Origin of the sequence: Lacihabitans soyangensis, from assembly GCF_024343775.1 — a bacterium.
Lineage (GTDB): Bacteria > Bacteroidota > Bacteroidia > Cytophagales > Spirosomataceae > Leadbetterella > Leadbetterella soyangensis.
Genome location: NZ_RJUF01000019.1, coordinates 1 through 20,976 on the forward strand (window position 1 = coordinate 1; position 20,976 = coordinate 20,976).

Annotated in this window: 15 protein-coding genes and 1 pseudogene; 7 read left to right on the forward strand and 9 right to left on the reverse strand. The window is 38.3% G+C overall.

Annotated elements, in window-relative coordinates; all coding sequences use genetic code 11:
* The 7 genes and pseudogenes from EGI31_RS08505 to EGI31_RS08535 form a co-directional block, all read left to right on the forward strand.
* On the forward strand, nt 1-726 hold a 726-nt coding region (locus tag EGI31_RS08505; protein ID WP_255036793.1), incomplete at its 5' end, for a TatD family hydrolase.
* Nucleotides 727-733: 7 nt separating this feature from the next.
* Entirely contained in the window at nt 734-1,615 is an 882-nt protein-coding gene (eboC, locus tag EGI31_RS08510; RefSeq protein ID WP_255036794.1) for a UbiA-like protein EboC, read from the forward strand.
* Between the two features lie 325 nt (nt 1,616-1,940).
* The gene (locus EGI31_RS08515) at nt 1,941-3,089 is read left to right on the forward strand and encodes a 3-dehydroquinate synthase (RefSeq protein WP_255036795.1); all 1,149 of its coding nucleotides are present in this window, start codon (nt 1,941-1,943) and stop codon (nt 3,087-3,089) included.
* Nucleotides 3,090-3,140: 51 nt separating this feature from the next.
* The gene (eboE, locus tag EGI31_RS08520; protein WP_255036796.1) at nt 3,141-4,340 is read left to right on the forward strand and encodes a metabolite traffic protein EboE; all 1,200 of its coding nucleotides are present in this window, start codon (nt 3,141-3,143) and stop codon (nt 4,338-4,340) included.
* Between the two features lie 85 nt (nt 4,341-4,425).
* Entirely contained in the window at nt 4,426-5,799 is a 1,374-nt protein-coding gene (locus EGI31_RS08525) for an alkaline phosphatase family protein (protein WP_255036797.1), read from the forward strand.
* 139 nt (nt 5,800-5,938) lie between these two features.
* On the forward strand, nt 5,939-6,151 hold the full coding sequence (locus EGI31_RS08530; protein WP_255036798.1) for a hypothetical protein: 213 nt from the start codon (nt 5,939-5,941) through the stop codon (nt 6,149-6,151).
* Nucleotides 6,132-6,631, forward strand: a pseudogene (locus EGI31_RS08535) (putative toxin-antitoxin system toxin component, PIN family). Before EGI31_RS08530 ends, EGI31_RS08535 begins: the two are co-directional and overlap by 20 nt.
* A 64-nt stretch (nt 6,632-6,695) precedes the next feature.
* Here EGI31_RS08535 and EGI31_RS08540 read toward each other — a convergent pair.
* From EGI31_RS08540 to EGI31_RS08580, 9 genes are all read right to left on the reverse strand, one after another.
* Complete coding sequence (locus EGI31_RS08540) at nt 6,696-7,448, reverse strand: RluA family pseudouridine synthase (protein WP_255036799.1); 753 nt, start codon at nt 7,446-7,448, stop codon at nt 6,696-6,698.
* A gap of 27 nt (nt 7,449-7,475) precedes the next feature.
* Entirely contained in the window at nt 7,476-8,522 is a 1,047-nt protein-coding gene (locus tag EGI31_RS08545) for a sensor histidine kinase (RefSeq protein ID WP_255036800.1), read from the reverse strand.
* Nucleotides 8,523-8,579: 57 nt separating this feature from the next.
* Nucleotides 8,580-9,263: a response regulator transcription factor gene (locus EGI31_RS08550; protein ID WP_255036801.1), complete on the reverse strand. Its 684-nt coding sequence runs from the start codon at nt 9,261-9,263 to the stop codon at nt 8,580-8,582.
* Between the two features lie 78 nt (nt 9,264-9,341).
* Nucleotides 9,342-10,169 (reverse strand): hypothetical protein, encoded by an 828-nt coding sequence (locus tag EGI31_RS08555; protein ID WP_255036802.1) that lies wholly within the window; start codon nt 10,167-10,169, stop codon nt 9,342-9,344.
* Nucleotides 10,166-11,722, reverse strand: coding sequence for a putative maltokinase (locus EGI31_RS08560; RefSeq protein ID WP_255036805.1), 1,557 nt, complete (start codon nt 11,720-11,722; stop codon nt 10,166-10,168). Before EGI31_RS08560 ends, EGI31_RS08555 begins: the two co-directional genes overlap by 4 nt.
* Before the next feature lie 58 nt (nt 11,723-11,780).
* A complete protein-coding gene (locus EGI31_RS08565) occupies nt 11,781-14,123 on the reverse strand; it encodes a S9 family peptidase (RefSeq protein ID WP_255036807.1) in 2,343 nt (780 codons plus the stop codon).
* A gap of 24 nt (nt 14,124-14,147) precedes the next feature.
* Nucleotides 14,148-15,620: an FG-GAP repeat domain-containing protein gene (locus EGI31_RS08570; protein WP_255036808.1), complete on the reverse strand. Its 1,473-nt coding sequence runs from the start codon at nt 15,618-15,620 to the stop codon at nt 14,148-14,150.
* Between the two features lie 2 nt (nt 15,621-15,622).
* Nucleotides 15,623-19,111 carry a VCBS repeat-containing protein gene (locus tag EGI31_RS08575; RefSeq protein ID WP_255036809.1) on the reverse strand — a complete coding sequence of 1,163 codons (3,489 nt, stop codon included), beginning with the start codon at nt 19,109-19,111 and terminating at the stop codon, nt 15,623-15,625.
* 89 nt (nt 19,112-19,200) lie between these two features.
* Nucleotides 19,201-20,949 carry a RagB/SusD family nutrient uptake outer membrane protein gene (locus EGI31_RS08580; protein ID WP_255036810.1) on the reverse strand — a complete coding sequence of 583 codons (1,749 nt, stop codon included), beginning with the start codon at nt 20,947-20,949 and terminating at the stop codon, nt 19,201-19,203.
* Nucleotides 20,950-20,976: the final 27 nt, after the last annotated feature.

The window sequence follows — 20,976 nt, forward strand, 5'->3', positions numbered from 1 at the left end:
TCGTCACAATTTGGCATCAAGCATTATTGCACCATAGGATTGAACTCAAGAGAAGCCAACAACGAAGCTCTTGCTGAGGAAGTTATGGAAATCTTGCCTTTATTTTTATACAAAGAAGGTGTGGTAGGCGTTGGAGAAATTGGCTTTGACGACCAAACCGCTGCAGAGGAAAAATATTACCGTCAGCAGTTAGAAATGTCAAAAGAGGCTGGCTTACCTGTGCAAGTACACACGCCGCATAGAGACAAAAAGAAAGGAACAGAATTGAGCATGTCCATTGCCTTGGAGCACGCCATTGACCCAGGAATGGTAATCATCGACCATAACAATGAAGAAACCGTGGAGAGTGTTCTGGACAAAGGATTTTGGGCGGCATTTACCATTTACCCTTTCACTAAAATGGGTAATGAACGCATGGTAGAACTCGTAAAAAAGTATGGGCCAGAACGAATCATGATAAATTCTGCTGCAGACTGGGGTATAAGCGATCCATTGGCAGTGCCAAAAACAGCCGCCTTGATGAAAATCAGGGGAATTTCAGATGAAGCTATAAAAATGGTTTGCTACCAAAACGCCATTGATGCCTTTGCTCAAAGTGGACAAATAAATGTGGCGGACTTCGAGACACCACAAGTAATCGATCAAAGTCTAAAATTCAATGGAAATACCGTTTTAAGAGGCGGACAGATTCCGAGAGTGGACAAAAATTCTATTTTTATTAGCTAAGTATATTTTGAACATAAAAGCATATCTTCAACTCTGTCGCCCCGCCAATATCATCACAGCTATTGCCGATATTTTGGCAGGAGTAGCAATAGCGAGTTTTGCGACTCCATTAACCGAAATAAATCCGTTTGGGGTAATACTTTTATGTATTTCTACTATTGGTCTGTACGGTGGCGGAATAGTTTTTAATGATATTTTTGATTTAGAATTAGATAAAATCGAGCGGCCTGAAAGAGCAATTCCCAGTGGAAGGATAAGCTTAAGAAATGCCTATATTTTCGGAACTGTGCTTTTGTTAATAGCAATTATTTCCGCTTTTTCGAATGGTAGTTTAAGTGGAATCATCGCAACATTGATCGCAATCTCAGCCCTTGTTTATGACAAATACGGAAAACATCATTCGTTTTTGGGACCGATTAATATGGGTCTTTGTCGTGGTGGAAATCTGATTTTAGGGATGTCTATAGTTGCCAATACGGTTTCCGAATGGTGGTGGTTGGGAATTTTACCAGTCTGTTACATAGCAGCCATCACAATCATAAGCAGAGGTGAAGTGCATGGTGGCAACAAAAACACCCTATATTTTGCTGGTTTATTATACATAATGGTTAGTATTTCACAATTAACTATTGCTTACAAACTCGATAACCTCTTGATAACCTTAGCTTTTGTTGCAATTCATATTTATTTGATTTTCAAGTCATTACTTAAAGCTATTTCGAACCCGATTGGACCAAATATTAGCAAGGCTGTTAAGGCTGGAGTATTGGCTCTAATCGTGATGGACGCGGCCTGGGTGAGTGTTTCAGGCAATTTTGTTATTGCACTTTTTGTACTAATTTTACTACCGATATCGATAAAACTAGCAAAAGTTTTTGCTGTTACGTAGGATCTTAAATAAAAGAAATTAAATATTCTAAATATAATGAACTAATGGCTCCTTAAAATCATCAAATAGTCCGTTCTGAAAATTTGATGTAGAGTTAAGTTCATTAAACACTCAAAAATTAAATCAAATTTTCAGAGAGGATTTTATTTGATGAATGTTTTTTTGCCTACTTTTTTTCGAAAAAAAGCAGGTCCCCGCCGGAAAGGCGACGAATCAAATATAAGGAGTTTATTATTTTGTGTTTGTTTCAGTTTATTTAATAAAACTAAAATTGTGCATTCAAAAAGAAGTTTAGTCAGGTGATAAAAATTTTATTCAACCATAAATGAAGTCTATAAAACAGGCCTTTGAGGTTCCGTTCAGTTTTGATATTATTTTTACTGAGAACCTTTTTTCTACTGATAATCAAGAATTTAAAAACTTTCTTGAAAACTTTGGGAACCGCAGTTTCCATAAAAAAATATTATTTTTAATAGACGCAGGTGTCGCAGAAAATCATTCCTATCTGCAAGACAACATCCGTGGGTATTTTCAAGAAGTCAATAACATTTCTTTAGTTGATGAAATACTGGTGATGCCTGGTGGTGAGTTGGTTAAAAATGACCCTCAATATCTTGAAAAAGCACTTTTGGCCATCAATGAACATGGCATAGATCGGCATTCGTTTGTAGCTGCCATCGGTGGGGGAGCTTTTTTGGACATGGTAGGTTATGCCTCTTGTATTGCCCACCGCGGAGTAAAGCACATTAGAATTCCTACTACTGTTCTTTCTCAAAATGACTCTGGCGTGGGTGTTAAAAACGGTGTCAATTTTCTTGGTAAAAAGAACTTCCTGGGCACATTTGCTCCGCCAGTGGCCGTGTTCAACGATTCAAATTTCTTAAAAAGCTTATCGGACAGAGACTGGCGATCTGGAATTTCTGAAGCCGTTAAAGTGGCCTTAATCAAAGACTTATCATTTTTTGAATGGCTTGAAGATAATGCCCAAGCCATGGCTGATAGAAACAAGGAAGTTATGGGCGAGCAGATTTTCCGCTCAGCCGCACTGCATACCAATCACATTTCAAGCGGTGATCCGTTTGAATTAGGTTCAGCCAGACCATTGGATTTTGGTCATTGGGCAGCCCATAAATTGGAGTACTTGACCAATTTCGAAATCCGGCATGGCGAAGCTGTGGCTATCGGCATAGCCTTGGACTCTGTTTATTCTAAAATACTAGGTCTAATTACCCAAGAAGAGGCAGATAGAATTCTTATTTTGCTCAAAAAACTGGGTTTTATTCTGTACCATCCAGCACTTGGGGAAAACGACAAATTGAATCTTTGGGAAGGATTAAATGAATTCAGAGAGCATTTGGGAGGCGAATTGACCATAACAATTTTGGAAAAATTGGGTAAAGGAAAAGAAATACACGAAGTAGATTTTGAAGCCATGAAACAAGCCGTTGATGAGCTCGAAAAATTGAACGTATAATAGAAACAATTAAAACCTTAGCGTCTTAGCGACCTAGCGGTAAAATCAAATATGAAAACAGCATTTGGCCAACTTAGCTATTGCAGCAATATACATCCGGGAGAAGACTGGAAAGAGCATTTTTCGGTACTTAAAACCAGTATTCCTGAAATAAAAGCAGCCGTCAGTCCAACGGAACCCATGGGACTCGGACTTAGATTAGCCAATCAAGCGAGTATAGATTTATCTGAAAATGAGAACTTTGAGGATTTCAAAAATTGGTTAGAAGCTAACGATGTCTACGTTTTTACGATGAATGGATTTCCGTACGGAAATTTTCATAATGTAGTGGTGAAAGACCAAGTTCATGCTCCTGACTGGACCACCAAAGATCGGGCAGATTACACTATCAGAATGTTTGAATTACTGGCTAAACTCCTTCCCGAAAATCTAGATGAAGGCGGAATTTCAACATCTCCTCTCTCCTATCGTTTTTGGTGGAATACGCCCGAAAGTTTAGAAAAGGCCACCAAAGCGGCCACCAAAAACATTTTATTGGTCGTTGATGCTTTAATCGATATTTTTGAGAAAACTGATAAAACGCTACATTTAGACATTGAACCAGAGCCTGATGGTATTTTAGAAAATTCCGAGGAATTCATAAATTGGTACAAGGGGTATTTGCTTCCAATGGGCGTCCAACACCTTGCTGGCAAAGGATATTCGACTGAAGAGGCCACCATACTCATAAAAAAGCATATAACACTTTGCTATGATGTTTGCCATTTTGCAGTTGGCTTTGAAAACCCACAAGACGTTATCGATAAACTTAATAATGAAGGACTTAAAGTAGGCAAAATTCAAATAAGTTCAGCTGTAAAAGTAGATTTTTCTGAAAATGCAGAAGAAAAACTAAAAACAATAGCCCAATACAATGAGCCCACTTATTTGCACCAGGTGGTGGCTCAGCAAAAAGATGGAAGTTTCCAAAAATTCCCAGATTTAACCGAAGCCATCGCTAGTTTTCATGAAAATATCAGTGAATGGAGAGTACATTTTCATGTTCCTTTGTTTCTGGAGAATTATGGTTTGCTGGGCTCGACTCAGTCAGATATTGTAGAAACTATCAAAGTGCATAAAAACAAACTATTTACTCATCATCTTGAAATCGAGACTTACACTTGGGGAGTTTTGCCATCAGAGTTCCAAGCACCTCTTAATGAATCCATTATACGAGAAATCAACTGGGTAAAGGGTCTTCTTAATGGTTGAATGAATTAAAGAATGAATGATTATTATTTTGAATGATTCAATGATTGATTAAACAAGGGTATATTTTGGTAAAATATAGAAAGAAATGCAAAAAACAGTTGTAATCGATATAGTGGGATTGAGTACGAGCGTGATAGGTAAGCATACGCCTTTTTTGCAAAAGTATATTGCCAAAAATAATCTTACCCACATAAAACCCGCATTTCCTGCCGTTACTACTACCGCACAGAGTTGCTACGTGACCGGAAAAACGCCAGCCGAACACGGAATAGTGGGCAATGGATGGTATGACCACGAGGCCTCAGAAATAAAATTCTGGAAACAATCGAACAAACTGGTGTATGCCGAAAAAATCTGGGAAGCCGCCAAACGAAAAAATCCTGAATTTACAAGTTCAAAAATGTTTTGGTGGTATAACATGTACTCCTCGGCCGATTTTTCAGTAACACCACGTCCACAATATCATTCCGATGGGGTGAAAATGCCTGATTGTTACTCTTACCCCTCAGATTTAAGAGATAAACTCCAAAAGAAGTTTGGGACCTTTCCTTTGTTTAAATTTTGGGGACCAGGTGCCAATATTGAATGCTCCAAGTGGATTGCGAATGCTTCTATGGAAGTTGACCGAGAAAACGACCCGACACTAACGCTAATATATTTGCCGCATTTGGACTATTGCTTGCAGAAATTCGGCACGGATTTCTCTAAAATAGCCAAAGAATTAAACGAAATAGATGCTCTGGCGGAAGAACTGGTCACTTATTATGAGCAAAAAAATGCCAACATTATTTTGCTTTCAGAATATGGCATAAACAACGTTTCTCGGCCCGTTCATATCAACAGAATTTTAAGAGAAAATAGCTTAGTGGCCATCAGAGTAGAGGCTGGGCTCGAACTCTTGGATGCCGGAGCCTCAAAAGCCTTTGCGGTAGCTGACCACCAAATTGCCCATATTTATGTCAATGACCCAAAAGAAAAGGCCCGTGTAAAAAGTATTTTGGAGAAAATAGAAGGTGTAGCCTTGGTAATGGACGAAGCCGAAAAACAGCAACACCACATCAACCATAAAAGAGCAGGAGATTTTGTACTAATGGCCAAAGCCGACAGCTGGTTTACTTATTATTACTGGAACGACGACAAACTTGCACCCGACTTTGCACGAAGCGTAGACATACATAACAAACCCGGCTACGACCCTGTGGAGATGTTCATGAACCCTGCAAATCCTTTCATAAAATTACGGGCAGCCTATAAACTAGCCAGAAAACTCCTCGGATTTAGATACCGCATGGATGTAATTCCATTGGACGCCACACTCATTAAAGGCTCACACGGCACCTTGGACATTGGCAAAGAATACTATCCCGTACTTATAACTAATCAAGCCATTAATCAAAAAGAGATAGCGGCCACAGATGTTTATAATGTAATTTGGCAGAGTGTTTTTGGAGAGGGGTAAGTGTTTTGGAAATAAACAGGTTGTGAATTATGGAGTTATGTTTTTTTTGAAGTTGAGTTCATTGTTTCAGAAATAAAATAAACCTACATTTACAATCTAAATTATATGTTCACTTATTTCAGTATTCTGTATGAACACCATGCGAATTGACATAATAAATCCAAAAGCTGCCAAACTTTTAAGAGACTTGGAGGACATGAACCTGATTTCCATTCAAGATTCATCAAAAAAAGGATTTGCAGATGTTCTAAAAAAGCTTCGTTCAAAGGCCAAAGAGGCACCATCATTGGAAGAGATAACTAAAGAAGTGGAGTTGGTTAGAAGCAAACGTTATGCAGAAAAATCCAACTAGAATCATTATTGACACTAATCTCTGGGTCAGCTTCTTGATATCAAAAGATTATTCAAAACTGGACGAAATCATTTTTACCGAAAAAGTTTCGCTAGTTTTTAGCAAAGAATTGCTTGATGAATTTTTGGAAGTGGCACGCAGGCCTAATTTAGAAGATTTTTTGCTGCAAATGATATTGAGGAAATACTTGAGACTATAGACGAATATGCAGATTTTGTCAAAGTTAAATCTAAAATTGAGCTTTGTAGAGACCCGAAAGGTAACTTTTTGCTCTCCTTATTAGCTGATGGTAAAGCCGATTATTTACTTACTGGAGATAAAGACTTACTTGATTTAGTCAATTTTGGAAAGACGAAAATTCTAACAATTTCTCAATTCCTTACAAAGAATAAAAGTTCATATTTCATTCAAGGCTCAAACAGAGTGATAGCCATCGATATTGAGTTTTTACAATTTACTCATTACCAATCAAGCAATTAAGCAGAAAGAGCTAGTATGTCATAAACGGATTTGTGAGGGTGTTTTTGGGAACGATTCGATAACCTCACCTTGCAAACTTCTCCAGCTGATTTACCAAAACTTCGAAATCATTAGGGTAAGGGGCAGTTGCTTCGATAACTTGACCGTCGAGATCGCGGAATTTGATGGTGTGGGCGTGTAGGGCCACTCTTTTCATCAATGGTAATTCCTCGGTGTCGTTTTTGAGGTTAAACTTTCTTTTGATGTCTGACAGAAATACCATTTCGCCGCCATAAGTCGGGTCACAAACAATCGGGGCTTTGAGGCATTGCAAATGCACACGTATTTGGTGCATACGTCCTGTAATCGGGATACATTTCACCAAGGTATGTCTGGTGTATTTTCTGATGGTAAAAAATATCGTTTCAGCCATTTTGCCCTTTGCCTTGTCTATCCTCACAGCTGTGCCATCTTTCAAGGGTGCTATCGGCAAAAAGACTGAAATAGAGTCAAAATCGTGCAAACCATTTACGACCGCATGGTATTCTTTCTGTACTTCGCGATGCTCAAACTGCATGGCCAAGTTACGATAAGCTTCAGGATTTTTGGCAATTACTAAGGCACCTGATGTTTCTTTGTCGAGTCTGTGGCAGAGTTGCACATCTCCATAAGTTTCACGTGCCAGTTTAAGGATACTAATAGATCGGTCAGCAGTACGTTCATCAAGCGAAGGAACAAATGGTGGTTTGTTGATAACCATATAGTTATCATTTTCAAAAATCACTAATTCCTTAAAATCTAAATTCTTGGGTGCTTTTTTAAACCTGCTTAAATCCATCCTACCGTTTATTATTTCGGTACAAAGCTACGCAATTTCCTTGGGTGGTTTGGCCAAATGGAAGGTAAATCTTGTCCCTTTGTCTATTTTAGAGGTCACGTTTATGGTAGAATCATGGGCGTTTAGGATATGTTTTACAATGGCCAAGCCTAAGCCCGTTCCGCCCACTTCGCGTGTTCTACTTTTATCAACTTTATAGAATCGCTCGAAAATCCTGGGCAATTGTTCCTGAGGAATTCCAGGTCCGTTGTCCTCAATGACAATCTCTACTTTTTTGTTTTCAGTGTTGAGTTCAACCACCACTTTACCGTTGTCTCGGCCATATTTTATGGCGTTGTCTATGAGGTTTATCAGCACTTGAGACAACCGTTGCTTGTCGCCATAAACCCAACACGCTCGGAGGTCTTTGGGTTTATAAACCAAGGTCGTGTTTCGTTTATTGGCCTTATTTTCAAGTTGTTCAAATATTTCCTTCACTAACTCCAAAATATCAAACGCCCCAAATATCATTTTGATGTCACCCGTTTCCACTTGAGAAAGCACCACTAAATCTCTCACCAAAATATCTAAACCATCTAAGCTTTTGGCGGCTTTTTTTAGGAACCTTTCTGCTATAACAGGATCTTCCAAAGCACCATCAATGAGCGTATGCACAAAACCTTGGGCTGCAAAAATCGGGGTTTTAAGTTCGTGCGAAACATCAGCCAAAAACTCCCTACGGAATATCTCCATGCGTTTTAGTTCATCTATCTCCTCTTGCTTTTTGCTAACATAGTTAGAAATTTCTCTATTGAGTTTTTTAAGTGGGTTTACACTTTTTAGCAGCGTTTTTCTAGATATATCAAAGTCCCTGATTTTGAGTTTTTGTATACTGGCATATATCTGATTCACCTCCTTAAACACCAGCAAATCAATGATATAAAAAGTAAAAAAGAAAGTAGAAAAGAAACTACCAATGGCTGCTATGAACAGCATGGCCAAGTTAACCTCCGGCACAAAACTAAGGAAACCAGTAGTGATACTAGAAACAAGCAAAGAAGTAAAAAGAGAAATCCACCTAGGCGATAAAAACATACGAAATCTTTAGCACAACGAAATTGCGGTTTTATGGGCTAGAAAGCAAATATTCTGCTATTTATCTGTCTTAAACATATAGCCAACGCCTTTGAGCGTGCCTATGTATTGGTCGCCAATTTTCTCCCTTACTTTACGAATGTGCACATCTATGGTACGCTCTACCACAAAAATATCTGAACCCCAAATTTTCTGAAGTAAGCTTTCGCGTGACTGAACTTTGTTTGGTACTGTAGCCAAATAATGAAGAATTTCGAATTCTTTTTTAGGTAAAACTACCACCGAACCGTCTTCTTTTGTTACGGAGTAGGTTTCCTTGTTGATGATTAAACCGGCAATACTCAAAACACCTTCATCAGTGCTTTTTTGGGTTTCTTTCCTAAAAAAAGCATTAATTCTACTCAACAAAGCCCGCGGTTTTATGGGTTTGGTGAGGTAATCGTCAGCTCCAACTTCAAAAGCCGCCACTTCTGAGTATTCTTCGGCACGTGCGGTTAGGTATAGTAAGTGTATGTGTTTTAGTTTTTCAGTGTTTTTGATGATTTTTCCTGCTTCTATTCCGTCCATGATGGGCATCATGATATCCATCAATATCAAATCTGGCATAAATTGCTTGGCGGTTTCAATACCTTCCAGGCCATTTGCAGCAGATTTTACCTCATAACCTTCTTTTTCTAGATTATAAATCAATAGCTCAAGTATGTCTGCATCATCGTCAATGACAAGTACTTTTTTAGCCATATTTATTATTTGTTAAATGAACGTTAAAATTCTGGTACAAAAGTAGGCTAACCGAAGCTGAGGTATGTTAAGCCAGTGTTAAATTTCTATGGAATATATTTTGCGTTGTTCGTTGGTAAATACAATTTTGGAGTTGTTTTCAAATACGACCGCTTCAGTTTGGTTTTTACCAATCTTCACGCATTTCAAAGGCTTTTTAAAATTTACCTGACCATTCTCTATGCCGTAAATCATTAGTTTACCATAAGTTATGAGGGCATATTTGGTGCCATCTGGGCTTATATCTGCACCAGTCACTTGGGCTTTAAAGTACACTTGGTCTTTGGGCATTACCGAATATTCACCTGGTTTATCGGGTAAAACATAGAGTTTTGTAAGCTTCTTGCCTTTGTTCCAGCTTTTTGTAAAAAGATACAATGAGTCGTTTTTCCAGAAAAATGCCTCACAATCAAAAACTCTGTTTAGAGAATCAGCTGGTGTTTGATCAGCATATCTAAATTTTATCTGCTCTACACCGTAATAGCCTCTTTTATAAATAGTTAAATCGTTCCTGCGGTTTGAATTATTACCAAAGTCTCCGATGTAGATATTGCCCTTTGTATCTTTTGCTAAGTCTTCCCAATCAATGTTTACCGAATTTGGTACATCCAAAGTGTCAAACATCAAACCCTCGGCATTGACCATGTACAGCTCTGGGCTACCACCAGAGTCGTTATGCGTCCAATAGTATCCATCCTGCCAAGCTTTGCTAAGTCCCGAATTTTCACCAATACAGACTGGAAACTTACCTGTTTTCTCTATTTTAGGTTTGCTTTTGACAAAAAAAGCATTCTTTACCTCGTAGTTGCACGAGCAAGTGGCTGTTTTCAGAGCAAAAAGAAAAAGGTAGAGTTTGTATATAATCATCTTTTCAATTTTTCAATTTCCAAAATCACATCTAATATACCTTTTAAAGGGATTTTTACCCAACCTGGACGGTAATTTAACTCATAACCTAACTCATAAACAGCTTTTTCGAGCAAATGAAATTGCAACAAATAGTTGATCTCATTGTTGTTTTTCAAAAGCGGATGAAGCGGCCCAAAATATCCAAGATATTCTTCCAAATAGGTATCTCTCATGAGTTTATACCACCTGTCGGTAGCTCGTTGGAGTACTTTCTCGTCCAGTTCCTTGGTTTCAGGACTGTTGAACAATTTGGCAGAAACCGCATAATGGTAAGACCGAATCATTCCTGCCACATCTTTTAAGGGTGAATGCTTCACTTTTCTACTTGCAATGCTACTTTCTGGTTCTCCTTCAAAATCAATAATTACCAAGTCTTCCTCACAAACCAGCACCTGACCGAGGTGATAATCTCCATGAATTCTGGTTCGGAACGATTCAATGGGGCGGGTGAGAATTTGATCCACAAAATCCAAGATTAAATCTTTGGCCTCCATAAATTTCCAAGCCAATATTTGCGAGGCTTCGTCGAGTGACAAATAATTGTCTGTCAGAAGATTGTACCGATGCTCAAGCAAATCTTCGACTTTCTGATGGATAAATCTACGATAAGGTCGGTCAAAATTATCAGCCCTAAAGCCTTCGTCGCCATGAATGCTAAAAAGTGCATCGTGCATTTCTGCCGTTCTTACTCCCAAAAGAGCCACTTTCTCAAATACATTTTCCTTAACTTGGAAATTACCGTCAACAAAAGCAAACATGAACTCGTTGAGATAGTCGCCCGTTTTGGACCAGTTATCTTTTTCGTTGGATATAACTTCTACCAATAGCCCAAAAGTGATGTCACTTTCAAGTTTTCGTTCCAAAGTTACACTCCCACAAAATCTCGGAATATTTTTAAAATCGGAGTTTTGAGTGATAAACTGCACCATTTCCACCTCTGGATTGGTTTCACTGAAGAGCTTGCGGTAAAGTTTGAAGAAATATTTCCCACCAAAAACAAAAGCGGTATTACTGGAGTCTATGTCAGGAATTACACTTTCAGAAGCCGACTCATCTTCCAAGCCTTTGCCTTTTTCAAACTTAAGGAGGTCGTTGTCTATCTGCAATGTACCCTTGCTGGCCACCACATTATGAAAAATGGCCTGTCTAAAAGACGTATCAAAAACAGCCTCCACCAAATAACCCTCTTTGTCCTCCAAAGTTGCCGGGCTGATAATTGCCTTTTCTGGAAGTTCAACACTGCCTTTCTCTACAAAAGAAAGTGGAAACATATAAGTCTCTGTGTCTCCCTCAGGGTATTTAACGGTAATAATACTGAAGAAAAACTGCTTCTCTGCATCGGTCATTCTGACTACTTTGGTAACTTTCAATCTCCAGTTCTTTCGAGCTTTACCAGCGAACCATCTACATTTAACAAAGTAGTCGGGCAATAAATTATCTTCTAAAACAGTGTGTACGTATTTATCTTTTTCAAAACCTTCCCAGTCGAGTTGTAAAACAAATTTTGACATAATTTTCGGTCAAGTATTTTTCAACAAATTAGCATTTGAATTGAAAATAAAAAAGGATTTATCTCAATTTCTCCTCGAAAAGTTTCAGTATCCTTTTATACTCGTCTGTCCACGAACTTGGCTCCACAAAGCCGTGATCCTCAACCGGATAGGATGCCAACTCCCAGTTTTCTTTTTTGAGTTCTATCAAACGCTGACTCAAACGCACAACATCTTGATAATGAACATTCACATCTACCACTCCATGACAGATTAGAAGGTTGTTTTTGAGACCATTTGCAAAATAAATGGGTGAGCTTTTACGATAAGCTATACTATCGGTCTGAGGCGTGTTTAGGATATTTGAGGTATAGCCATGATTGTAGGCCGCCCAGTCTGTCACTGGTCGAAGTGCCGCACCGGCTTTGAACACATCGGGTGCCGCAAATAATCCCATAAGAGTTATAAAACCACCATATGAACCACCATAAATCCCGATTTTCTTAGCATCCACTCCATGGTTTTTCACTAAATATTGAGCTGCATCCACGTGGTCTGACAAATCTTTGCCGCCCATGTGTCTGTAAATTCCAGTCCGCACATCACGCCCATAACCTGCTGATGATCTGTAGTCTATATCCAATACAGTGTAGCCCAAATCCGTCAAAAGGTTATGAAACATGTACTCTCTAAAATAGCTACTCCACCATTTGTGGGCATTTTGTAGGTATCCAGCTCCATGTACAAATATTACTGCGGGTTTTGTTCCTGCCTTTTTGCCTTTGGCTGTTGGCTCATAAATTCTGCCGTAGATTTCCTGGCCATCGGAAGCTTTAAAAGTAATGACTTGAGGATCTCTCCATGGGTACGCCTGAAAATCAGTGGTGAGTGAATTGGTGATTTTTTCAGCGACAGCTCCGGCTTCATTTTTCTGCAAATACAGCTCCCATGGCTTATTTGAATAGGAATATCTGACGGCCAAGAGCTTCTCATCAGGCGAAATCGTAACCTCATGTGCCCCAGTCATTTCAGTTATTTTGTTAAGTTTTGAACCATCAACTGCCAAATGATAAAAATGCTGTTCGCCGGGATGAACCTGATTGGTGGTGATAAAAAACGTTTTTTTATCAGAAGACAAAGCCACTCTTTGTACTTCAAATTTACCAGAAGTAAGAGCCATTTTGGTTTTTGTATTCAAATCATATCTATAAAGATGAGCATATCCTGTTTCTTCAGATTGGAAATAAATGGTATTTTCATCCAAAAAACCCAAAGTACTGGCAAAATTCGATATCCCGGGTCCGCCAATCCAAGCTTCATCTCTTTGGTGATCAAGGTTTTGAACTTTTCCATTTGCAAGATCAACTTTTACTATCCAGCGATCTTTGTGATCGACAGTTCGTGCCTCAGCTATCAAAACAGTACCCATTGGCGACCAAATAAAATTGGAAAACTGAATCGCCCTTCCTTTAGCCTTTGTTGCACTGTCTATTTTAGGATAATCCTTAAAATATTCTGGAAATTTATCTATGCCAGGTAAACCTTTTGAAGAAATCTTAAAAACGGTATCTGCAAGAGCATTGAATAAATAAGACTCAGAGGTCATTTGTGGAGAACCCACTTTGTTTCTTGCAGGAATATCTTCGGTGTAACCCGATGCGTTCACATAATTAGGTACAATGGTATTTTTTTGCGTTTTAGGTGTTTCTATCACACTATAAACCACCATATTAAGATTTGGGCTTATTTGCAAACCACCCAATCTTTTGTCATCAAGGTATATTTTTCGAAGGCCTTTTTTAGGTGGATTATTTTTCTTGGCCTGAGTCTCCTTATTTTTTCTTTCTTCCAGAACATCGAACAATTCCAACTGATCTTTTTCTAACCAAGCTTCCTCTTCTGTCTTTTTCTTTTCTGATGCTTTTGAGCCAGCCTGAAAATCAGTCAATTGTTTTACAAATCCATCGTTAATGTTTTGAGAATAAAAGTTTTGACCTCTTCTGTAAACCACAGTTTCGTCGTCCAGCGAGAACTCTGCTGATGACTCTATATCAACGGTTTGTGTTAATCTTTTGATAAGATTTGTGTGTAAAAAATGGACAAATAAATCCCCTTCTTTTACAAACACCTTTTTGGCACGATCATTTGAGTACGCACCAGTCAGAGAAAGGCTCTCTCGTTGTTTTGAAGATAGCTTTTCGATTTTCTTACTTTGCAGGTTATACGAATAAAGCGAATCGCCTAAGTTCTTATCAGGATTCCAGTTGAAGTAAATATTTTTGTTCTCCTCAGACCATGAAATGTTCGAAGGTGAAGTACCGATCCATTTTGGGTCTTGCATGATTTTGTCTACGGTGAGTTTTGACTGAGCAAATGCACCAAAAAAACCAAAGAGAAACAGAGACAATAGTTTGATTTTCATTTATTTATAGGGTTTATGATGAAATTATTTCTTTAACAAATTTTCTAATATTACTACAGAACTGACACCAGCTTTCTTTCGGAGTTCTCGGTTAAAGGCACCTAAAACAATATCCTTATCGCCATCATTGTCAAAATCTCCAGCGTCCATGGTTAGCCATTTATGGCCGGAAACTTTCTTTTTTGAATTCACCTCAAAATTCAGGTTACCCATTCCTTCAAAATACAAAAAGCCCTCGCTTCTTGCAAACTCCGGAAAAAAGGAAATAACGGCCAAATCAAAGTCTTTATCATTGTCGAAATCTTCGGCTATTACTTTGGAGGCACCGTTTATTGGATAAAAATACTTTTCCACAAAGCCTGCTTTTCCATCGTTAAGATAAATACGAACGCCATGAAAAGGTTTCTTGACGATGCTCAAATCGGCATTGTCACCATTTGTATAGACAAAATCCATATCACCATCAAAGTCCAAATCTTTGGCTTCGAAATAACTAGAGCCGAAATAAGGCGGAAAACTCAGAAGAGGCTTCATCTCATACTCGCCGTTTCCCGTGTTTTTCAATAAAACTATGGCTTCTCTGCCTTGGGTCATCAGTGCCAAAATATCTTTTTTACCGTCCCTGTCAAAATCCACATGATAAACTACCCTAGCTCCAGGTTCATTTATTAAAACGTTTTCTTTAAATGTTTTACCATCATACCAAGCTAAATTTCCGAAAAGATTCCCAAAATTAGCGATGATAAAATCTTCATAGTTATCGCCGTTTAGGTCGGCCAAAACCAAATTTACTGGTCGGTGTAACTTGTCAATTAAAACTTTATTGTCGGCCATTAGCCTACCCTCAGACAAATCGGATGGATTGAGAATACCCACCTCTAACCAAACTTTACCAAGATTTTTGTGGAATTTCAAGTCTACAACTGGGCTTTTGGTACGCATTGAATCCGATAGTTCTCCATTCTGTTTCAAAGAATAAAGACTACTTTTTATTGAGGTTCCTATCGAAAGCTCCTTTTTTGTGGAATCAAACTGGGTCAAAACTATCTCTTTTGCCTCTATTTTTTGCTCTTTCAGAGCAAACCCCAAAAGCTCTTTGGTTTTGCGTATTTCAGCCTTATTTAAAGAATCTGGAGCATTATCACCATAATATTTAACAATTTTTTCCCAATCCTCTTTCGTCATCACGGGATGATCAGGATAAACTCCCGAATTCATAATGGCCATCATTTCGTCGTTGGAGTAGTTCATCATTTCCAACATATAATCTCCTTGTCCCAATCTCAGAGCCATTTTGGGTAATACACCATTGAGCCAAATAGCTTTGGGCAAAGATTTAGGCTCAGGAAACATATGACAACTACCACAATGAATTTTAGAAAGTTCTTCACCACTTAGATTCGTCACCTCTGGAACGGTAATTTCCGAAGAATTTCCTTTTTTGCATGAATATCCTATGACACAAATGAACAATATACCAATTATAAAACACTTCATAATTAGTTTATTTTAAAACCTTTAGCCCCCTTTGGCAATACTACATATCTTGCAGACTGCCCCAAATAACCAGAGCCATGATAAATTTCTTTCTTTGTTGTCTTGCCATTTAACACATAGCTATAAAACCTTGAATTTGGATTTAATTCTGCCTCTTGCTTCATAAGTGGCGTTTTGAACATTTTTAAAGGCCCCCTATTTTGTGAAGCCAATAGACAAATTTCGCCTTGACTATTAGCAATACTTACCAAAGCTTTTGCATCGCTTGGCACGTAGAAACCCGAGTTTTTCACTATCGAAAAGTTACCTGTGCCATTTCCTTTCAAATAGACACCATTGGAAGCATCATAACGTCCGACTGAGGTTTCAATGCCGAAATTATTGCCCGAAACTACGATATCTTGAAAGCCGTCACTGTCAAAATCCTCCACAACAATGCCATTTGCTGGACTAAACTGTACCTCCATAGGTAAATCTTTGACCAAAAACTTGCCACCACCTTGGTTTAAAATAATAACGGACTTCATAAAATTTAACTCCAAATCTTGAGCATCCTTTTTCTCTTCCTTTGTTAGTAAGTTATCAATATTTGCCTTTGCAAAATCCTTATAAGACACAAACCTTGATCTCGTTACGTTTAATTGTTTGTTAACGTCGTCTTTACCATTAAAAGGAACCAAAAACTTCTCTTTCTCTTCGTTTATATAATACACAAATGGAATAATGTCATAATTGCCATTGTTATCAAAATCTTTGGCCAACACCCTCGCAGGCTCTTTTTCATTACCTTTAAACTGAGCATTGAGGCCAATATTACCGAGTAAATAATCCATATCTCCGTCATTATCAAAGTCCCCAGCATTGGTAGAAGTCCAAAGACCTTTGAGCTTTTCAAGTCCGGTATCTTTCATTTCAGATAACTTCCCTTTATTATTTTTGAATAATCTCGGTGCCGACCATTCTCCTGCTACCAATAAATCCATCCACCCATCATTGTCAAAGTCGGTCCACAAAACGTCACAAATCAATCCCAAGTTTTTAAGTTCTGGAAGAACCACATTCGTAAACTTTGCTTGGCCATCTCTTGAATCATTTCTGAATAAATAAGAATCAGTGAATTTAGGATATTCTCCTGGGACATTTCTACCTGCAACAAACAAGTCCAAGTCGCCGTCATTGTCATAATCTGAAGCCCTCACACAAGATGTACTTGTCGCAAATGCAGGAATTGCATTCATTTTCTCTGAAAAATTACCTTTCCCATCATTCAAGTATAGTTTATCTTCAAAAACTTTGTCTCCAGGCCTACCCTCAGAGCCACCGCGGCACAGGTATAAGTCCAAATCTTTATCCCCGTCTGCATCAAATAATAATGATCCCAAATCTTCTTCAAACTTGTTTTGGAGTTCATATTGGGCCAAAAGTGTTTTTTTTGTGAAGGTTCCGTCTGCTTTTTGAAGAAAAAACATTCCGCTATATCCACGGCCACCCCCTAAGAAAAAATCCTCCAACTTATCGCCGTTGACATCTCCCACTGACATGCCGGGTCCCAATTCTGAAAGTTTGAATGGTAAGAGATTTTGTACATTGAAGTCTATAAAATCAATCTCTTTATGAATGAAATCTAATTTGGAGTTTTCGGTAATGTCTTCGAAAACACTTTCTCCCATATTTTCGATGTAGTCGGTTTTAACATTGGCATTTTTGATATTTACTTCCAAAACCTGATCTAACTTAGGATTTACAATTATCTGAGACATACCGTTGTACCATTGTACTGTCAGTTTCTTCACCTTTTTAGCACCCAAACCAAAATGAATAAAGGGTTCAACGCTAGACAAATAACCTCTATAAGGATTATTCTCATGAATCATTTTCTCTCCATTCTCAAATTCCAAAAGAGCTACCGTTCCGAGGCCATTCAGATTACTTTTATCTCCAATAGTTTTAATTCTCAAAAAGTGATTTTCTTTGGCTTTATCCAATTGCACTTGATTGTTTTTAAACACGAAAGCAGAGTCATTGATATTGTTTACTACATAATCCAGATCGCCATCGTTGTCTAGGTCTGCATACACTGCACCGTTGGAAAAAGATGGAATATCCATTCCCCATTTTTCAGTTACGTCTTCAAATTCTAAATTACCTTTATTTCTGTAGGCGTAATTACTAATCTTTACCTCTGGAATTTGCCCAAGCAAAAAAGTCTTCTCTGCCAAATTTTCGGCCTCAGCTCTGAAGGCCATGAAGTCTCTGTCTGTTACATCCTTTGGAAAGCCGTTTGTTATTATGATATCCCGAAAACCATCATTGTCAAAATCCGCCAATGAGGGTGTCCAACTCCAATCGGTTTCAGCTATGCCAGAGAGTAAGCTTACTTCACTGAACATCGCTTGCTTATTGTTAGGTAATTTCCCATTATTAAGCTGAAGCGTATTACGCATGTATTGGTAGGTATAGCCAAACTCATCACTTAGTTTAAACAATTGATAGTTGTTTGGTGGGGCAAGAACTTTTTTTCTTAAATTGTTTTTTGCCAACATGTCCACCGCAAAAACATCAAGCAAACCGTCATTATTAATATCGGCCACGTCATTGCCCATTGCGGAGCTACTTGTATGCTTAAAATACTGATTAGCTTGATCTGTGAAGGTCCCATTGCCATTGTTGATATACAATAAATCGTCAGCAGCATAGTCATTAGTCACATAAATATCTTTCCATCCATCTTTGTTGATATCGCAAATATTTAAACCCAGTCCGTAGCCCTCTATGGTTATGCCCGCCTCTTTGGAAACATTGGTGTAGTATGAATGTCCTAACTTTTCGTCGAAATCACATCTATACAATCTATCTGTATTTGGATAAGTCCCGTCTTTAACTTTTGGTCTAAAAGTATTGGGATATTGGTCAATTTCGTTGGTAAGTACATATAAATCCAAATCTCCATCGTTATCATAATCAAAAAAAGCAGCATTTTCAGAATGTCCCGAATCATTCACACCATATTCAGCAGCCATCTCTTTAAATACTGGCACTCCATCTTTCAAACCTTGACTGACAAACAAGAGATTATGTCTCTCTGAGGCGGGTTCCTTAACCGTGGCCGCCACATAAACATCCATCCACCCGTCGCTATTAATATCCACTGGAACCACGCCGGCACACCACCTGTTGGATGCTTCAATACCCGCTTTAGAGGATATATCATCAAACTTAAAATCTCCTTTGTTTAAGTATAACTTATTGGCAACCTGATTTCCACTAAAAAATACATCCTGCAAACCATCTTTGTTAAAATCAGCAATACCGACACCAGACCCATTGTAGACATATTCAAAATCAAGGATATTGATAGAATCGTTTTCGATTATTCTGTTAGAAAACTGAATACCAGAGTCAGAGGCCTCTATTTTGGTAAAAAGAGTATTGTCCTTGCAAGAAAGAAAAGTAATAGAAATTATAGAAAGAAATAAAAATCTTAACGTCATATTGGGTCAAATTAATAGAACCCAAAAATAACAAAAAAAGGGCAGAAGCTTTGCTTCTACCCTTTTTAAAAATCTCGAAAATCTATGAATTAATATCCAGGATTTTGAGTTAGGATATCTTTTCCTTGAACGTCAATCTGAGCCTGAGGAATTGGTAAGTATTCATTTTTACCTTTAGTGAATTTAGCTCCACCAAATTTAGCAACTAATAATTTACTTTCGTAAGCCAAGTATTTGTTCAATTCAGTATCAGCAATTCCCCATCTCACTAGGTCAAAGAATCTATGTCCTTCTTGAGCAAGCTCAAGCATTCTTTCCATTCTTACCGCTGACCTAGCTACTGCTTTGTCAGTCCAAGGTGCACTGTAAGAAGCTATGTTATAATTAGCCGCAAACTTAGACTTGTCACTGTTTTCAGTAACCCAACTAGCTTTGTTGGCTGCTCTAGCTCTAACCATGTTAGTATATTCACGAGCTTTCTCCAATGAACCAGCCTCTATCTCAGCCTCAGCTGCCATTAATAAAACATCAGCAAAACGAATAATGTTGAAGTTCATAGTAGCATAACCTCTTGTCCAAGATGAACCGTCAGTCAAAGTATTCTCTTGACGTTTGTAGTAAACAAACTTTTTAGGAGAATAAGGACCCGCATAAGGTTGAGAACGAATCCAGTCTTTACCAGGATGCTCTGTCCAGTCAAGATATGGTATACCTCTACGACCTACTGTAAAGTCCAAACGTGGATCTACAGGACCAGCATCTTCCACAAAGGGAGCTGAAGACTCAACACCATAATCATTTTTCAATTCATTACCTGGAGAATTATATGAGCCGTCTAATAATGGAAGACCATCTTTTGTACGATATGAATTAGCCAAAGAAAAACTTGGCTGGAAGAATCCACAACAGTTTCCAGGACCATTCAAACCTGTGTTGTAAGGATAGTTCAAATCATCAAACCAGTTCGAGTTGTTTACATTCTGTGTATTCATAGAAGACTGCAAAGCAAATACCGACTCCTCGTGATTATCATTCTCAGCATTGAATACCTCAGGGAAACTTGATACCAAAGCATATTTCTTACCATTGGTAGTTCTACCATTGGCAATAATCTGATCAAATAAAGTTTTAGCTTGAGCAAACTTACCTTGGTACAAATTAGCTTTGGCTAAATAAGAAGCAGCTGCCCATTTATTAACTCTACCTGCCTGCGACTGAGTCTCAGGAAGATTATCCATGGCAAATTTGAAATCCGCCTCAATTTTATCCCAGAAATTTGGAGAGTTTTTGATGGTTTCAATTCCTTTACCAAAATCAACTGTTTCATCTACATATGGTACGCTGTTGAAAAGCTTCTTAAGCTCAAAATAGTAATGACCACGTAGCATTCTTGCTTCACCAAGAATTCTTTTCTTATCAGCATCTGATAACGATGTAGACGCTGTAGCCAAACGAATAGTGGCATTACAACGTGAGATACCTTCATACTTAGGTCTCCATGTATCGTTAACATCACCGTTGGTTGGATCCACCTCATAACGCTGCATTGGGTTAATGGCAGTGTAGTCACCTGGGTCAGTACCCTTATTTGCCTCACCACCCATTATACTACCATATACCCAGTTATTTGGAGCACCCAAACGCGAATATCCTCTGGCATTCAAGACAGAATATGCTCCAATCAAAGCACCTTCAACACCTGCCTTGCTGGTCAACTGGGTCTCACTCAAAGACGCCGTAGCAGGAATCTCAAGAAAACTATCTTTACAAGAGTAAGTAAAAACTGTCATTGCAGCTAGTACCATTCCTGTCTTTTTTAATATTGACTTGTTTTTCATATTATTTAAAAAAAAATTATGATTAAA

What these genes read in the sequence shown, in the direction of transcription:
- eboE (WP_255036796.1), top strand. Translation starts at nt 3,141, where the DNA reads ATGAAAACAGCATTTGGCCAACTTAGCTATTGCAGCAATATACATCCG.
- EGI31_RS08530 (WP_255036798.1), top strand. Translation starts at nt 5,939, where the DNA reads ATGCGAATTGACATAATAAATCCAAAAGCTGCCAAACTTTTAAGAGAC.
- EGI31_RS08555 (WP_255036802.1), bottom strand. Translation starts at nt 10,169, where the DNA reads ATGATTATATACAAACTCTACCTTTTTCTTTTTGCTCTGAAAACAGCC.
- EGI31_RS08525 (WP_255036797.1), top strand. Translation starts at nt 4,426, where the DNA reads ATGCAAAAAACAGTTGTAATCGATATAGTGGGATTGAGTACGAGCGTG.
- EGI31_RS08515 (WP_255036795.1), top strand. Translation starts at nt 1,941, where the DNA reads ATGAAGTCTATAAAACAGGCCTTTGAGGTTCCGTTCAGTTTTGATATT.
- EGI31_RS08565 (WP_255036807.1), bottom strand. Translation starts at nt 14,123, where the DNA reads ATGAAAATCAAACTATTGTCTCTGTTTCTCTTTGGTTTTTTTGGTGCA.
- EGI31_RS08580 (WP_255036810.1), bottom strand. Translation starts at nt 20,949, where the DNA reads ATGAAAAACAAGTCAATATTAAAAAAGACAGGAATGGTACTAGCTGCA.
- EGI31_RS08550 (WP_255036801.1), bottom strand. Translation starts at nt 9,263, where the DNA reads ATGGCTAAAAAAGTACTTGTCATTGACGATGATGCAGACATACTTGAG.
- EGI31_RS08560 (WP_255036805.1), bottom strand. Translation starts at nt 11,722, where the DNA reads ATGTCAAAATTTGTTTTACAACTCGACTGGGAAGGTTTTGAAAAAGAT.
- EGI31_RS08570 (WP_255036808.1), bottom strand. Translation starts at nt 15,620, where the DNA reads ATGAAGTGTTTTATAATTGGTATATTGTTCATTTGTGTCATAGGATAT.
- EGI31_RS08545 (WP_255036800.1), bottom strand. Translation starts at nt 8,522, where the DNA reads ATGTTTTTATCGCCTAGGTGGATTTCTCTTTTTACTTCTTTGCTTGTT.
- EGI31_RS08575 (WP_255036809.1), bottom strand. Translation starts at nt 19,111, where the DNA reads ATGACGTTAAGATTTTTATTTCTTTCTATAATTTCTATTACTTTTCTT.
- EGI31_RS08540 (WP_255036799.1), bottom strand. Translation starts at nt 7,448, where the DNA reads ATGGATTTAAGCAGGTTTAAAAAAGCACCCAAGAATTTAGATTTTAAG.